The following is a 15,016-nucleotide window of genomic DNA, read 5'->3' as shown; positions in this document are numbered from 1 at the left end:
TCAGTCGACGGATGCCGCGGACGTGTGCACGTCCGGAAGCTCGCGCATCGTCCAGAACGGCGCGAAGACCACGAACGCCGCCGAGAGCAGCTGCCCAGCCGCGCCGATCCACATCGTCGGCACGACGCCGAGCCACGTGCCGAGGGCGCCCGCGAGGAGCGCGGCGATCGGCATGACTCCCCACACGACGAACCGCACCGACGCGTTCATGCGACCGAGCAGCCGCGGCGGAGTGATGCGCTGCCGGAAGGTCACCTGCGTGATGTTGTAGAGCAGCACGGTGAAGCTCGCGACGAAGGACTGCGCCACCAGCAGCGGAAAGGCGACGGCGGGGACGACGGCGGCGACCGGAAGGAGCAGGGCGACGACGCTGAAGCCGAGGGCGCTCACCGGGATCGCGCGGGCTTCGCCGATCGCCTTCACGATGCGGGGCGTCGCCATGGCGCCGAGCAGGCCGCCGATCGCGCCGAGCGAGAAGATCAGTCCGAGCGAGGCGGGGGAGAAGCCCAGTTCGCGCAGCAGGAAGATCGGCAGCAGCGTGAACGACATCGTGCTGAAGAAGTTCGAGACGCCGGTGGTGCCCACGATGCGGCGCAGCAGCCTCTCGGTGAAGACGAAGTGCAGCCCCTCCCAGATCTCGCGCAGGATCGGCGCGCGGTCGTCGTGAGCGCGCGGCTGCTCCTGGTCGCGGGTGAAGGCGAGTGCGACCGCCGACACGAGGTACGTCCCGGCGGTGGCCAGCAGCGCGAGCGGCGCGGTGATCACGCCGACGAGCCACCCGGCGAACCCGGGTCCGGCGATGTTGGCGAGCTGGTAGGTCGACTCGAGCTTGCCGTTCGCCTCGGCGATCTGCGCCGGCTTCACGAGCGACGGCACGATGCTCTGGTACGACACGTCGAAGAACACCGTGGCGATGCCCACGACCGCAGCGATCGCGACCAGGTGCCAGATCTGCAGCACGCCGGTCATCCACAGGAGCGGGACGAGCGCGAGCGCGGCGGCGCGCACGATGTCGGCGGCGATCATGACGTGCCGCTTGCGCATGCGGTCGATCCATGCGCCCGCCGGCAGGCCGACGAGCAGGAACGCTGCCACCTGCGCGGCACTCAGCACGCCGACCTGGAACTCGGTCGCATTGAGCAGGAGCACGGCGAGGACCGGGATGGCGAGCTCGGCGATCTGAGCGCCGAACTGACTCAGCGCCTGGCCGCTCCACATCGTGAGGAAGTTGCCGTCCCGCCACAGCGATCGCTCGGGCGGCGACGCCGGGGCGGCCGCATCGGCGACGTCCGCGTCGGCGGCGGCGTCCGCGCGCGCCGCCGAGGAGGGGAGGGATGCCTCGGCCCGCGCCTCGGCGATCAGGTCATCCGCGACCCCGGGGGTGTCCTCGACGGCGTCGCCGGGGAGAGGTGATTGGGACATGTCAATCAGTGTCGACCAGTGATTGAGGAATGTCAATCAGTCCGCTAGCGTGAACCCGTGGAGCAGCGATCGGATCGTCTCGAGCTCACGCCCGGCGACCCCGAAGCCGAGGCGCGGCTGCGGGCGATCAGCTCACCGCTGCGCCTGCGCGTGCTGCGGCTGTGTGCGTTCGAATCGCGCACGAACAAGGAGCTCGCGGAACTGCTCGGGGTGAACCCCGGGACGATGCTCCACCACGTGCGCACGCTGGTCCAGACCGGGTTCCTCGCGGCCGAGCCCGCCCGCACCGGCGCGCAGGGGGCGCGCGAGGTGCCGTACAAGGCGACCGGTCTGTCGTGGCGCATGCCGATGCCCGACCGCAGCCGCGTGCTGGTCGAGGTCTTCCTCCAGCAGATCGAGGGGGTCGAGCCGAACGACCTCGACACGAGCTGGCTGGGGCTCAAGCTCAACGAGGAGCACAAGGAGGAGTTCCGCCGCCGCCTGTACGACCTCCTCGTCGAATTCAAGGAGCGCGTTTCGGATCCCGACGGCGAGACCTACTCGGTCTTCACCGCCTTCCATCCCGATCTGAACCCGCCCGGGCCCCGCGCCGACTGAACCCGTCGCACCCCGGCAGCGGTGCCGCCGGGCGCCGCCGCCGCGCCGGGCTTCGGTGCCGGATTCAGGAGACACGCCGGGTGAGGCATCCGCCTCCCCGGCCCGGTCGGCGTGTCTCCTGAATCCGGCACCCGGCCGGCGGGCTCTCACCCCTCCCCGCGGTGGCACGATGGAGACACCACCGAAGGAGGTGCCATGGCCGAGGCATTCGTCTTCGACGCGGTCCGCACGCCGCGAGGACGCGGGAAGGCGACCGGCTCGCTGCACGGCGTCCCGCCGCACCGGCTCGTCGTCGGCCTGATCGACGCCCTGCGCGAGCGCAACCCGGGCCTCGACCCCGCCGGCATCGACGACGTCGTGCTCGGGTGCGTCACGCCGATCGGCGACCAGGGGTCCGACATCGCCAAGGTCGCCGCGCTCGCCGCGGGGCTCCCCGATACCGTGCCCGGCGTGCAGCTCAACCGCTTCTGCGGCTCGGGGCTCGAGGCGGTCAACCAGGCGGCCTCCCGGGTGCGCTCCGGCTGGGAGGACCTGTTCCTGGCGGGCGGCGTCGAATCGATGAGCCGCGTGCCGATGGGCAGCGACGGCGGTCCGTTCGGCAAGGACTCCGCCGCGGCTGTGGCTCCCGATGCCGTGCCGCAGGGCATCAGCGCCGACCTCATCGCGACCCTCGAGGGCTACACCCGTGAAGACGTCGACCGCTTCGCCGCAGAGTCCCACGCTCGCGCCGCCCGCGCCTGGGACGAGGGACGCTTCGCCCGCTCCGTCATCCCCGTGTGCGACGAGGACGGCACCGTGATCCTCGACCGCGACGAGACGATCCGGCCCGGCACGACGGTCGAGACGCTCGCCGCTCTCCCGCCCGCGTTCGCCGAGCTGGGCGATCGCGGCTACGACGACATCGCCGTGCGGAAGTACCCCGAGGCCGGCGGGATCGACCACGTGCACCACGCCGGGAATTCCTCCGGGATCGTCGACGGCGCGGCGCTCGTGCTCGTCGGCAGCGAGGAAGCAGGCGCGCGCCACGGCCTCACGCCGCGGGCCCGCATGCGCTCGGCCGCCGTCGTGAGCACCGAGCCGACGATCATGCTCACCGGCCCCGGACCGGCCTCGCGTCTCGCGCTCGAGCGCGCCGGCCTGACGATCCACGACATCGACCTCGTCGAGATCAACGAGGCGTTCGCGTCGGTCGCCCTCCGGCTCATGAGCGACCTCGACTTCCCCCACGAGCGCACGAACGTCAACGGCGGGGCGATCGCGATGGGGCACCCGCTCGGCGCGACGGGGGCGATGATCCTCGGCACGCTCGTCGACGAGCTCGAGCGCTCCGGCGGACGCTACGGCCTGGCCACGCTCTGCATCGGCGGCGGCATGGGAGTGGCGACGGTCGTCGAGAGGCTGTGAACGACGGATGCCCCGGCATCCCCGCGAACGGGGGCCGGGGCATCCGGAATCGTCGTCAGCGTGCGAGCGCCTCGGAGAGCTTGACCCGCGCGCCCATGCGCAGCAGCGAGTTCTCGTAGATCCGCGCGCCGACCAGGATCGCGGCGACGCACGTCGCGACGAGGATGGCGAGCGACAGGAGCGGCTCCCACCACTGCGCCTCGCCGAGGAACAGGCGCATCGGCATGCCGACGGGCGCAGAGAACGGCACGTACGACATGATCCCCAGCACGAGCGGGTTGTCGAAGAAGAAGATCACGAGGAAGTACGGCGCCATCACGAGCATCGTGAGCGGGGTCGTGGTCGAGCCGATGTCCTCCTGGCGCGACACCATCGACGCGGCGGCCGCGAAGAGCGACGCCAGCAGGATGAAGCCGAACAGGAAGAACACCGCGAACCACGCGATCGGACCGCCGAGGCCCTGCAGCAGGGCGGTCTGATCCGTCACCGTGAGGCCCACGACCGCGATCGCCGCGAGGATCAGGATCTGCCCCATCGCGAGCACCGTGTTGCCGATCACCTTGCCCGCCAGCAGCGACCGCACCGGGATCGCCGAGATCAGCAGCTCGACCACGCGGGTCTGCTTCTCCTCGACGACGCTCTGGGCGATCGTGCCGCCGAACATCGAGGCGGCGAAGAGGAAGACCACGCCGAAGCCCACGGCGACGATGTATCCCAGCGCCTCGGGTCCCTCGGCCGGCTCGAGCAGCTCGACGGTCGGGGTCTGCGCGAGGAGCAGCATGAGCTGCGTCGGGGTGTCCGACTGCGCGATCACCGCGAGCCCGACCGGTGACTCCGGATCGCTCACGATCGCCGCATCCACGTCGCCGCTCTCGACGAGCTCGACGGCTTCGTCACGGTCGGCGACCTCGGTGATGTCGAGCCCCTCGGTGCTCGTGAGGGCGGACGAGGCATCCGTCGTCACGGCCACTGGCGTGCCTTCGTTGTTCGCCGCCGCGAATCCTCCCCAGATCACGAGAGCGAGGGCGCCGAGCAGCAGGATCGCCGTCGAGATGACGAATGCCTTGCTGCGCAGCTTGGAGCCGATCTCGCGCTCGGCGACCAGCCAGATGCCCTGCGCCGAGCTGAGTCCCTGGGTGCGTGCGGTGCTCACTGGATGACCTCCTTGAAGATCTGGGCGAGGGTCGGATGCTGCGGCGCGAAGCTCGCGACGTCCCCCTGCGCGACGGCCTGGCGCAGCACGCGCTGGGCGGTCTCGTCGCTGTCGGCGTCGAACACGGCGTACCCTCCGTCGAACTCGAGCACCTCGACGCCCGGCTCGGTGCGCAGCCAGCCGGCGTCACCGGCTGAGACCAGCTCGAAGCGGCGCGTCGAGTAGCGGGCGCGCAGGTCGTCGCGCGCGCCGGCGGCCCGGATCGTGCCGCCCGCGATGATGACGAGGTCGTCGCACAGTCGCTCGACCACGTCGAGCTGGTGAGACGAGAAGACGATCGCCGCGCCCTGTGCGGCACGGTCCTGCAGGACCGCGGCGACGACGTCGACCGCGAGCGGGTCGAGGCCCGAGAAGGGCTCATCGAGCACGAGCACCTCCGGGTCGTGGACGAGCGCCGCGGCGATCTGCGCGCGCTGCTGGTTGCCCAGCGACAGCGTCTCGACGTTGTCGTTCAGGCGTTCGCCGAGTCCGAGCTGTTCGAGCAGCGCCGTGGCGCGAGCCGAGGCATCCGTCTTCGTGAATCCGTGCAGGCGGGCGAGGTACGTGATGTGCTCGAGCACCTTCATCTTCGGGTACAGCCCCCGCTCCTCGGGCATGTAGCCGAAGCGTCGGCGGTCGGAGGCCGTCACCTCGGCGCCGTCGAGCATCACGGTGCCGGCGTCCTTGGCGAGCACGCCGAGCACGATGCGCATCGTCGTGGTCTTGCCGGCGCCGTTGCCTCCGACGAACCCGGTGAGGCGCCCCGGCCGCACGTCGAACGTGACGTCGTCGAGCACGCGCCTCCCTCCGTAGCTCTTCGTGATCCCGGTCAGCTGCAGCATCCGCTCCTCCTCGTCTCGGCCCCCATGACTCTCAACGTACGACCCGCCGCGCGCCGGGGCCTCCCCCGCACGGCGGAGATCTCCGTCCGCCGTGCGCCGGATCCCGCGTCACATGAGGAAATTTTCATGCACGGGAATAGATCCGGATGACGGGTCCTTGCACGTGAATGGAACGTCCACGGTGGTCCCCGCTCGGGGACCCCTTTCATTTCCGGAGGAAACTTCTCATGACCGATCGGACCATCGGGTACATCGTCGGCAGCATCTCGTCGACCTCGATCAACCGCCGCCTCGCCAAGGCGCTCGAGCGCCTTGCGCCCGAGGGAACCACGCTCGTCGAGATCCCGATCCAGGATCTGCCGTTCTACTCGCCCGACTTCGACGCTGACTTCCCGCAGGTCGCCCGCGACTTCAAGCAGGCGATCGACGACGTCGACGGTGTGATCATCGTCACCCCGGAGTACAGCCGGTCGATCCCCGGTGTTCTCAAGAACGCCCTCGACTGGGCGGCCCGCCCGTGGGGCCAGGGCTCGTTCAACGGCAAGCCCACCGCCGTGATCGGCACGTCGCAGGGCGGCATCGCGACCGCCGCGGCCCAGCAGCACCTCAAGGCGATCCTCAGCCACTACAACGCCCCGACGCTCGGTCAGCCCGAGGGTTACGTGCAGACCACGCCCGGCCTCTTCGCCGACAACGGCGAGGTCACCAACGACCAGACCGCCGAGTTCCTCGTCGGCTACCTCGAGGCCTTCGGCGCTCTGGTGGACCGCTACGCCCACGTTCCCGTCGCCGCCTGACGCCCTTCTTCCCAACGCCCCGGCCCCTCGCGGGCCGGGGCGTTTCGTCTCGCTTCGCTCGCTCAACCACGACCGGGTGGATGGGTGAACCCTCGGTCGTCGACGAAACGCGTCCGTCCGGCGCGGCCCCCTCAGCGACCGGCGAGACCGTGGCGATGCGCGTAGACGACAGCGGCCACGCGGTCGCGGGCGCCGAGCTTCTGCAGCACGTTCGACACGTGCGTCTTGACCGTCGCCTCGCCGATGTACAGCCGCTGCGCGATCTCGGCGTTGCTCAGCGCCTGCGACATGAGGCGCAGCACCTCGTCCTCGCGCTCAGTGAGCTCGACCGGCACCCCCGTCGCCGGCGTGACCGTCGTCCCGGCCGATGAAGGCGGGGGAGCGGATGCCTCGGCGAAGCGCGCGATCACCCGCCGGGTCACCTCGGGGGCGAGCAGCGCATCGCCGGCGGCCGCCACGCGCACCGCGTTGACCAGTTCCTCGGGCCCCGCGTTCTTCAGCAGGAATCCGCTCGCGCCGGCATCGAGTGCGGTGAACAGGTAGTCGTCGCGGTCGAACGTCGTCACGATGACGACGGCCGCTGCGCCGTCGGACGCCACGATGCGCCTGGTCGCCTCCACCCCGTCCATGTCGGGCATCTGCACGTCCATGCACACGACATCAGGGTGCAGAGCGGATGCCGCGGCCACCGCCTCCACGCCGTTGGCGGCTTCCCCGACGACGACGACGTCGTCGGTCGCTTCGAGGATCATTCGGAACCCGGCGCGCATGACCGCGTGGTCGTCGACCAGCAGGACGCGGATCGGCGCGCGGCTCACGCGTCCACCCGCAGCGGCAGAGGGATCCGCAGGCGCACGAGGAACCCGCCGCGCGGTCGCGGCCCGGCTTCCAGCGTGCCTCCCGACGACGCCGCGCGCTCGCGCATTCCCACGATGCCCAGTCCGGGTCGCATCGGTCCCGCCGTCCGGCCGGTGTTCGTCACCTCGAGCTCGACCGCGCCTTGGTCATAGCGCAGGCGGACGTCGGCGGAGGCATCCGGTCCGCCGTGGCGGCGCGCGTTCGTGAGCGATTCCTGCGCGACCCGGTAGATGTTCACCTGCGTCAGCTCGGCGAGCTCCACCGGTTCGCCCACGACGGTGAGCGACGTCGGCAGGCCGTTGTCGTTCGCGTGCGCGACGAGATCGGCGAGCCCCGACAGGTGCACGGCCGAACCGCCTTCCGCTTCGAGGTCGGGCGTCCGCAGCGTCTCGAGGAGCTGGCGCAGGTCGGCCAGGGCGGAGCGCGCGGACTCCTCGACGCCGAGGAGCGCGCGGCGCGCGGCATCCGGATCCCGCTCCAGGACCGTGCGCGCGGCACCGGCCTGCACCCCCATCGCCGAGACGTGGTGGGCGACGACGTCGTGGAGCTCGCGCGCGATGCGCACCCGGTCGAGTGCGACCGCCTGCGCGGCGGTCACCTCGCGCTCGAGCTCGAGCTCGCGCGTGCGCTCCTCGAGGGCCGCGCGCGACATCGCGGCGGCGTACGCGCGATCGCCCATGTAGTACGCGCCGCCGAAGTAGGCGGCGTTCACGAGGAACTGGATGAGCATGTACGCGGCGAACGGCGAGAAGAGGCCGGCTCGGGACAGCGTCTCGTCGGTCGGGTCGATGGCCGCCTGGAACGTGGTGACGAGCAGCCACACGAACATCCCCACGATGACGGCGACACGCACCCACATCGCCCGGCGACGGTCGTCGACCCATGCGCCGACCGTGTACATCGCGATGAACACCGTGATGTTGCTGACGTACAGCTCGGGGATCCGCAGAGTCACGCCCACGAAGAACACCACCGCGATCACCACGACCGCGACCTCGGGGAACCGGCGGCGCACGGCGAGAGGTGCCGTGATCGCGAGGCAGTACAGCAGGGCGCCCTGCATGCCGCCGCCCGCGTCCTCGCCGTACACTCCGGCGACGGACCCGAGGGCGGTGCTCAGCACCGCAGCGACGAAGAGGCCGGCGGCGAGCCACACGTCGTTGCGCAGCTCCGACCGGCTCGGCCGCGGGCGCCGGACCGGCGGCGCGACGGGGAGTTCGGACATCCCTCCACGCTACGGGGGAGGGTGGGGCCCCGGCATCCCCCGCACGACGGAGACCCTGGCGTCTCGAGGCCGACCGCGCAAGGGGCTGGCGTCGATGGCGAGCCTCGCGTGGGATGGGGCCACGAGAGGAGATCCCCATGACCCCATCCCCGGACACCTTCACTGTCGCGCTCATCGTCGGCAGCGTCTCGCAGCCCTCGCTCAATCGCCGCCTCGCCGATGCGCTCGCCGCGCTCGCTCCCGACGAGGGACTCGAGCTGCGAGACGTCCCGATCGGCGAGCTGCCGTTCTTCGGTGCGCACATGGAGTCCAAGGCGGACTATCCCGAGGCCGGGCGCGTGTTCAAGCGCGCGGTCGACAGCGCCGACGGACTGCTGCTCGTCACGCCCGAGTACAACCGCTCGATCACGGGCGTGCTCAAGAACGCGATCGACTGGGCCTCACGCCCCGAGGGTGAGAGCTCGTTCCCAGGGCGTCCGACCGCCGTCATCGGGGCGAGCGCCGGCGACATCTCGACCGCCGTCGCCCAGAACCACCTGAAGGCGATCCTCATGTCGCAGGGGGCTCAGGTCCTCGGCGAGCCCGAGGCATACATCAAGTACGAAGACGGCCTCATCGACGACGAAGGTCAGGTGACGGATGCCTCGACCCGCGAGTTCCTCCAGGAGTTCCTGCGCTCGTTCCGATCGCTGATCGAACGCTTCGCGTGAGCGTACTTGCTATTGACAAGCTCGCTTGTCTTTTGCAAGTATCGGTTCCATCGCCGAGGGAACCCTCGCATGGAGCGGCAAGGAGCAACGCAATGACGCACATCTTCGTCAACGTCCCGACGAACGACCTCGAGAAGGCCAAGGCCTTCTACACGGCGCTCGGCGCCGAGATCAATCCGCTGTTCACCGACGAGAACGCCGCGTGCATCGTCTGGGGCGACAACATCCAGATGATGGTGCTCACGAAGGAGTACCTCGCGACGTTCACCGACAAGCAGATCATCGACCCGCGCACACACGCACAGGTGCAGATCGCGTTCAGCCGCGACTCGCGCGAGGAGGTCGACCGCGTGCTCGAGGCGGGGCTCGCGCACGGCGGCAGCGAGCCGCGGCCGGCGCAGGACTACGGATTCATGTACAGCCGCGACCTCGACGACCCGGACGGCAACGGCCTCGCTTTCCTCTACATGGAGCCGCAGGCGGCCGAGCAGGGACCCGAGGCCTACCTGGCGGAGCAGGCGCAGGCGTAAGTGGCCTCCCGCAGCTACGGGCAGTACTGCGGGGTCACGACCGCCGTCGAGCTGATCGGGGAGCGGTGGGCGCTGCTCATCGTCCGCGATCTGCTCGTCGGACCCCGCCGCTACACCGACCTCAAGCAGGGCCTGCCCAAGATCCCGACGAACATCCTCTCCACGCGGCTGAAAGAGCTGCAGGAGGGGGGCGTCGTGCGTCGAGTGGCGCTCGCGAACTGCGGACTGGTGTACGAGCTCACGCCGTACGGGCGCGGTCTCGAATCCATCGTGCTCGCGCTCGGACGGTGGGGATTCCCGCAGATGGGCGAACCGGCTCCCGAGGACGTCGTGACCGGTGACTCGCTCACGATGGCGCTGCGCACGGCCTTCCGGCCGGAGGTCGCGGCATCCGTCCCCCCGGCCGACTACGAGGTGCACGTCGGCGACGTGGCCCTGCGCGTACAGGTCGACGGAGCCGAGCTGAGGATCGCTCAGCTCGCACCACCCGCGCCTCCGGTCGGCGGTCGGCTGCCGACCGGCCAGCCCGAGCTCGTGTTCGCGGCCGGACCCGGCATCCGGCGGGTGATCTCGGGCGAGCTCACGCCGGCCGAGGCGATCGACCGCGAGGTGCTGGCGGTCGTCGCCGGCGACCCGTCGCTGCTCGAGCGGTTCGCCGACACCTTCCACATCGAAGCGACCGTCGACGTCGCAGCCTGAGAGGAGCGCCCTATGATCGGACGCATCACGATCGACCTCTTCACGACGCTCGACGGCGTCGCGCAGGCGCCCGGAGGTCCTGAGGAAGATCCGTCGGGAGGCTTCCCGTACGGCGGCTGGCAGGCGCCGCTCCCCGACGACGTCGTCGGGCGTGCCGTCGGCGAGGGCATTGCGGCGATGGACGCCCTCGTGCTCGGCCGCCGCACCTACGACATCTTCGCCGACTACTGGCCGAAGCATGTCGACAACCCCATCGGACGGCGGTTCGCCGAGATCCCCAAGTACGTCGCGTCGCGGTCCCCGCTGCAGCTCACGTGGCAGGGGACGACGCAGTTGGCGGGGGATGCCCCGGCCGCGGTCGCCCGGCTGCGGGAGAAGCACGACGACATCCACGTGATCGGGAGCATCGACTTCGTGCAGTCGCTCCTCGCCGCGGGGGCCTACGACCAGCTCAGGCTGTGGGTGCACCCGATCGTGCTCGGTCAGGGGAAGAAGGTGTTCCCCGACGGTGCCGTGCCCGCGCGGCTCCGGCTCCTCGAGCCGCCGATCACGGGCGGGACGGTGGTGCAGCTGCGCTACGCGCCGGACGGCGACGTCGAGACGGGGTCGATGGAACCGCCCGGCGAAGACTGAGCTCGCGTCAGAAGATCATCGGGCGATCGTCGTCGTCGGGGCCCTCGAGGTCGAGGTCGACGACCACGGGCACGTGGTCGCTCGGCGCCTCGCCCTTGCGCTCGTTGCGATGGATCTGCGCGCCGGTGACCGCGTCGGCCACCGCGTGCGACCCGAGGATGAAGTCGATGCGCATGCCTTCGTTGCGGGGGAAGCGGAGCTGCTTGTAATCCCAGTAGGTGAACCCGGTGGGCACGAGCGGGCGCACCACGTCGTGCACGCCCGCTGCTTCGAGGGCGGCGAACGCCTCGCGTTCGGGCGGCGAGACGTGGGTCGCGAAGCCCTGCACGACCGAGGGGTCACCGTTGTCGGCGTCGGTCGGGGCGATGTTGAAGTCACCCACGAGGGCGATCGCCTTGTCGGGGTCGGCCGTCAGGGACTGCCGCGTGTAGTCCTCGAGGGCGGCGAGCCACGCGAGCTTGTAGTCGTAATGCGGGTCGCCGAGCGAGCGGCCGTTGGGCACGTAGAGGCTCCAGACCTCGATCCCGCCGACGGTCGCGCCGATCGCGCGGGCCTCTTGCGGGGCATCCGGACCCTGGTGGCCCTTCGCGAAGCCGGGCATGCCCGGGAAGGCCGTCCGCACGTCGGACAGCGGCTCTCGGCTGGCGATGGCGACGCCGTTCCACTGCGAGAAGCCGTGCGCCTCGACGTGGAATCCGGCCTCTTCGAAGCGGTCGAACGGGAACTGCTCGACCTTGCACTTGATCTCCTGCATGGCGAGCACGTCGATGTGCTCGCGCACCGCGAAGTCGACGATGCGGTCGACGCGCGCGCGGATCGAATTCACGTTCCAGGTGGCCAGGCGCATGAGCTCAAGCCTAGGCGGGGGCGCCGACGCCGCGGGACCGGCATCGGCCGCGCCGGCGCGTCACGATCGCGCTCGCTGTCACTCCCGCGCGGCCGCTCACGGGGGCGCTTCCGGAGGGCGATCTCCGGCGCTAGGGTGGGGGCGTTGGCCAGGGGAGACAACATGGCGGAGCCCGAAATCCGCCCCGAACCCACGGAACCGCCCGCACCCCCCACGGGACGTCCCAGTCATCGGGGCCGTTGGACCGCGATCATCGGCGCGGTCGCCGTCGCCGTGCTGGGAGCCACCGCCGCGGCCGTGATCACCCCCGAGCGGGTCGACGCGATCTTCGGAATGCTGAATCCGGCTCCGACGGCCAGCCCTTCTGCCACCGTCGCGCTGGCGACGCACTCGGTCTCGTCGGCAGACGGCGCGCTGACGGTCGACGTGCCCGAGGACTGGTCGGCACAGCGGAGTCGGTGGAACGTGACGGAGGACCCCGGGACCGCTCTGCTCCTCGGGACCGCTCTCGACCGCTACGTGGACTTCCGAAACGACGGGGCGTGGATCGGCGCATCGCGGGACATCGTCGTGGCGGCCGACGTAGCCGCGATGGCGCCGCGCGATCGTGCCGAGTGGCTCGACGGATTCGTCGACCTCGACTGGTCGATCGACGGGTGCGTTCCGGTCAACGAGCAGCCGCGCGAGCGGTCGGGCTGGACGGTCGCCACGCGGGTGTGGAAGGAGTGCGCCGCCACGAAGGGCCAGCGAATGCTGGAGTTCGCTGCGATGCCCGAGAACGCCGAAGTGCTCGTCATCGCGCAGGTCTCGGCTCACGGGCAGACGGCGGACGAGGTCTTCGACGTCATCTTCGACAGCTTCGTCGTCGAGCCGGAGAAGGTGCCCACGCAGGCAGCCGTCGGCGACGTCGTCGTCCCGTAGACCCCGCCCCGATGTTCCGCGGTTGCGCTCGTGGGTGCGCGGCAATAGGTTCGCGGCGGACGCTGCGATGGAGGTCTCATGATGCGAAAGGTGGCCGAGCGGGTCTGGGTGCCTGAGAGCGGGGCGCTCCGCGTGCTCGTCGTCGAACCCGGCATCGCCCTCGGCGAGAGGCGCGGGGGGACGTGAACGCCGTCCCCGGTGCTGCGGCGCCTGTCGACGTGCGGTACGTGGCGTTCTTCCGCAACGTCAACCAGGGGCAGCGCGGGCACCCCTCGACCGCCGACCTGCTGGGCGCGCTCGGCGACGCGGGCGGCCGGGATGCGGTCGCGTTCCAGAGCAACGGCACGGTGGTGTTCACGGATGCCCCGGCCTCCGGCATCGCCGGTGACATCCCGAGCGCTCTTCTTGCTCGATCCGGCGTCGAGCGCGAGGTCTTCGTGATGGCACTCGATGAGATCGCGATGGTCGTCGCAGCGCACGCGGGCGCACCGGATGCCCCGCGGCTCGAGGTCACGCTGCACCGCGGCGGCGTGCTCGACATCGACGACGCCGCAGTCGCCGAGGAGGCCGCCGTGCGGCGCTGCCGCGTGGTCGGCGCCGGGCCCGGCTGGGTGGTCTCGGCGAACGAGCGGGACCGCGAGTCCAACGCCACCCCCGTCGTCGAGCGGCTGACCGGAGCGCCCGCCACCTCCCGAGGACTGCCCACCCTGATCCGCCTCGCGGACCGCTTCGCGCGCTAGGAGCTGACACGCCGGAGCCCCTTGTCCTTCCGGGTGCCGCCTGGCATGCTCGGCGGCACTGACCCAACGGAGAGGGGTACCCACACATGCGCCACAAAGCGCTCGCCGCAGCTGCTGCGGCACTCCTGATGATCGGTCTCGGCTCAGCGCCGGCGAGTGCGGTCACCGATGGAGTGCCCGACGGCGACGGCCACCCGAACGTCGGACTGATGGTCGCCCAGACCGAGAACGGCGATCCGCTGTGGCGATGCAGCGGCACGCTGATCTCGCCCACGGTCTATCTCACCGCCGGGCACTGCACCTACGGCGCCGAGCACGTCGAACTGTGGTTCCAGAGCGACCTCGAGCCCAACCCGCAGGCGCTGGGCTACCCCAGGGACGGGCAGGTCAGCGGCACGCCCTACACGCACCCCCAGTACGACGACAACGCCTTCTACCTGTACGACCTCGGCGTCGTCGTGCTCGACGAGCCGGTCTTCCTCGACGAGTACGGCGAGCTGCCGACGCTGAACCAGCTCGACGTCTACGCGAAGAGCGCGAAGAAGGACGCATGGTTCACGGCGGTCGGCTACGGGCTGCAGAAGAGCTTCCCCGACGCGGCGGCGTGGAAGGACCAGGCGTACAAGACCCGCATGGTCTCGACGCCGAAGCTGAACCAGATCAACACCGGGTTCACGACCGACGCGTCGCTGCTGCTGTCGAACAACGCCCACACCGGGGGCACGTGCTCGGGCGACTCGGGCGGCCCGAACTTCATCGGCGACAGCAACGTCATCGCCGGTGTCACCTCGTTCGGGCTGAACAGCGCCTGCGCGGGCACCGGAGGCGTGTACCGCGTCGACCGCGCCGACGACCTCGAGTGGCTCTACGCCGAGTTCGGCGACCTGCTCTAGGCCGGGGGGACGAAGGCCGGTGCGATGGACCTCGCACCGGCCTTCGCCGTTGCCGAGGCATCCGTAGACTCGTTCCCATGACCGTCGCCTCCACGCCCGCGCTCGAAGCCGACCGCCAGTACCTCATCGCGCTGATTCAGGACGAGGCCGTCTTCCACGGCGACTTCACGCTCTCGAGCGGCAAGAAGGCGACCTACTACGTCGACATGCGCAAGCTCACGCTCGACCACCGTGCGGCGCCATCGATCGGACGCATCATGCTCGACCTGATCCGCGACGTCGACGGCGTCGTCGCCGTCGGGGGGCTGACCCTCGGCGCCGATCCGATCGCGAACGCGGTGATGCACGAGTCGGCCCGCACGCACACCCCGCTCGACGCGTTCGTCGTGCGCAAGGAGCCGAAGGATCACGGTCGCGGCCGCCAGGTGGAGGGGGCGGATGTCGCGGGCAAGCGCGTCGTCGTGCTCGAGGACACCTCGACCACCGGTCAGTCGGCGCTCAAGGCGGTCGAGGCGCTCCGCCGCGAAGGCGCTGAGCCCGTCGCCGTCGCCGTGATCGTGGACCGCAAGACGGGGGCGCAGGCCGCCGTCGAGGCCGAGGGGCTGCAGTGGCTCGCCGCGATCGACCTCGACGACCTCGGTCTCGAACCGCAGTAGTCCGGGGTCGCAGCCTCAGTCTTCGCCGCGGCCTCGGCCGCGCAGCCACT

At 70.6% G+C, this 15,016-nt stretch carries 17 protein-coding genes; 11 read left to right on the top strand and 6 right to left on the bottom strand.

Going from position 1 to position 15,016, the window contains the following annotated elements:
- Nucleotides 1–1,422 carry an MFS transporter gene (locus HF323_RS14810; RefSeq protein WP_169583680.1) on the bottom strand — a complete coding sequence of 474 codons (1,422 nt, stop codon included), beginning with the start codon at nt 1,420–1,422 and terminating at the stop codon, nt 1–3.
- A gap of 57 nt (nt 1,423–1,479) precedes the next feature.
- On the opposite strand from HF323_RS14810, the gene HF323_RS14805 reads away from it, so the two are divergent.
- On the top strand, nt 1,480–2,019 hold the full coding sequence (locus tag HF323_RS14805; RefSeq protein ID WP_169583678.1) for a winged helix-turn-helix domain-containing protein: 540 nt from the start codon (nt 1,480–1,482) through the stop codon (nt 2,017–2,019).
- A gap of 195 nt (nt 2,020–2,214) precedes the next feature.
- On the top strand, nt 2,215–3,423 hold the full coding sequence (locus HF323_RS14800) for an acetyl-CoA C-acetyltransferase (RefSeq protein WP_169583676.1): 1,209 nt from the start codon (nt 2,215–2,217) through the stop codon (nt 3,421–3,423).
- A gap of 55 nt (nt 3,424–3,478) precedes the next feature.
- Here the strand turns inward: HF323_RS14800 and HF323_RS14795 are convergent, their stop codons facing one another.
- Nucleotides 3,479–4,576 (bottom strand): ABC transporter permease, encoded by a 1,098-nt coding sequence (locus HF323_RS14795; RefSeq protein ID WP_169583674.1) that lies wholly within the window; start codon nt 4,574–4,576, stop codon nt 3,479–3,481.
- Nucleotides 4,573–5,457, bottom strand: coding sequence for an ATP-binding cassette domain-containing protein (locus HF323_RS14790; RefSeq protein WP_169583671.1), 885 nt, complete (start codon nt 5,455–5,457; stop codon nt 4,573–4,575). Before HF323_RS14790 ends, HF323_RS14795 begins: the two co-directional genes overlap by 4 nt.
- A 227-nt stretch (nt 5,458–5,684) precedes the next feature.
- Between HF323_RS14790 and HF323_RS14785 the strand changes: the two genes are divergently transcribed.
- Entirely contained in the window at nt 5,685–6,254 is a 570-nt protein-coding gene (locus HF323_RS14785) for an NADPH-dependent FMN reductase (protein ID WP_169583669.1), read from the top strand.
- Between the two features lie 131 nt (nt 6,255–6,385).
- Here the strand turns inward: HF323_RS14785 and HF323_RS14780 are convergent, their stop codons facing one another.
- On the bottom strand, nt 6,386–7,072 hold the full coding sequence (locus tag HF323_RS14780; protein WP_169583667.1) for a response regulator transcription factor: 687 nt from the start codon (nt 7,070–7,072) through the stop codon (nt 6,386–6,388).
- Nucleotides 7,069–8,337, bottom strand: coding sequence for a sensor histidine kinase (locus tag HF323_RS14775; protein ID WP_169583665.1), 1,269 nt, complete (start codon nt 8,335–8,337; stop codon nt 7,069–7,071). Before HF323_RS14775 ends, HF323_RS14780 begins: the two co-directional genes overlap by 4 nt.
- 137 nt (nt 8,338–8,474) lie before the next feature.
- Between HF323_RS14775 and HF323_RS14770 the strand changes: the two genes are divergently transcribed.
- From HF323_RS14770 to HF323_RS14755, 4 genes are all read left to right on the top strand, one after another.
- Nucleotides 8,475–9,047: an NADPH-dependent FMN reductase gene (locus HF323_RS14770; RefSeq protein WP_169583664.1), complete on the top strand. Its 573-nt coding sequence runs from the start codon at nt 8,475–8,477 to the stop codon at nt 9,045–9,047.
- A gap of 92 nt (nt 9,048–9,139) precedes the next feature.
- Nucleotides 9,140–9,577, top strand: a complete 438-nt coding sequence (locus tag HF323_RS14765; protein WP_169583662.1) for a VOC family protein — start codon at nt 9,140–9,142, stop codon at nt 9,575–9,577.
- Nucleotides 9,578–10,276 carry a helix-turn-helix domain-containing protein gene (locus HF323_RS14760; RefSeq protein WP_169583660.1) on the top strand — a complete coding sequence of 233 codons (699 nt, stop codon included), beginning with the start codon at nt 9,578–9,580 and terminating at the stop codon, nt 10,274–10,276. It begins immediately after the preceding gene.
- Nucleotides 10,277–10,288: 12 nt separating this feature from the next.
- Nucleotides 10,289–10,909 carry a dihydrofolate reductase family protein gene (locus HF323_RS14755; RefSeq protein WP_211160638.1) on the top strand — a complete coding sequence of 207 codons (621 nt, stop codon included), beginning with the start codon at nt 10,289–10,291 and terminating at the stop codon, nt 10,907–10,909.
- Nucleotides 10,910–10,916: 7 nt separating this feature from the next.
- Here HF323_RS14755 and HF323_RS14750 read toward each other — a convergent pair whose 3' ends face one another.
- Nucleotides 10,917–11,756: an exodeoxyribonuclease III gene (locus tag HF323_RS14750; protein WP_169583658.1), complete on the bottom strand. Its 840-nt coding sequence runs from the start codon at nt 11,754–11,756 to the stop codon at nt 10,917–10,919.
- Between the two features lie 162 nt (nt 11,757–11,918).
- Between HF323_RS14750 and HF323_RS14745 the strand changes: the two genes are divergently transcribed.
- From HF323_RS14745 to pyrE, 4 genes are all read left to right on the top strand, one after another.
- Nucleotides 11,919–12,677 carry a hypothetical protein gene (locus tag HF323_RS14745; RefSeq protein ID WP_169583656.1) on the top strand — a complete coding sequence of 253 codons (759 nt, stop codon included), beginning with the start codon at nt 11,919–11,921 and terminating at the stop codon, nt 12,675–12,677.
- A 182-nt stretch (nt 12,678–12,859) separates the two neighbouring features.
- Nucleotides 12,860–13,417, top strand: a complete 558-nt coding sequence (locus tag HF323_RS14740; RefSeq protein WP_169583654.1) for a DUF1697 domain-containing protein — start codon at nt 12,860–12,862, stop codon at nt 13,415–13,417.
- A gap of 86 nt (nt 13,418–13,503) precedes the next feature.
- Nucleotides 13,504–14,310, top strand: a complete 807-nt coding sequence (locus tag HF323_RS14735; protein WP_169583652.1) for a trypsin-like serine protease — start codon at nt 13,504–13,506, stop codon at nt 14,308–14,310.
- Nucleotides 14,311–14,387: 77 nt separating this feature from the next.
- On the top strand, nt 14,388–14,966 hold the full coding sequence (pyrE, locus tag HF323_RS14730; protein WP_169583650.1) for an orotate phosphoribosyltransferase: 579 nt from the start codon (nt 14,388–14,390) through the stop codon (nt 14,964–14,966).
- The last annotated feature ends 50 nt before the right edge of the window (nt 14,967–15,016 follow it).

Origin of the sequence: Microbacterium sp. MF43, assembly GCF_012847295.1 — a bacterium.
GTDB lineage: Bacteria > Actinomycetota > Actinomycetes > Actinomycetales > Microbacteriaceae > Microbacterium.
Note: the sequence above shows the minus strand (reverse complement) of the source record. Positions and strands in the feature narration are given on the sequence as shown.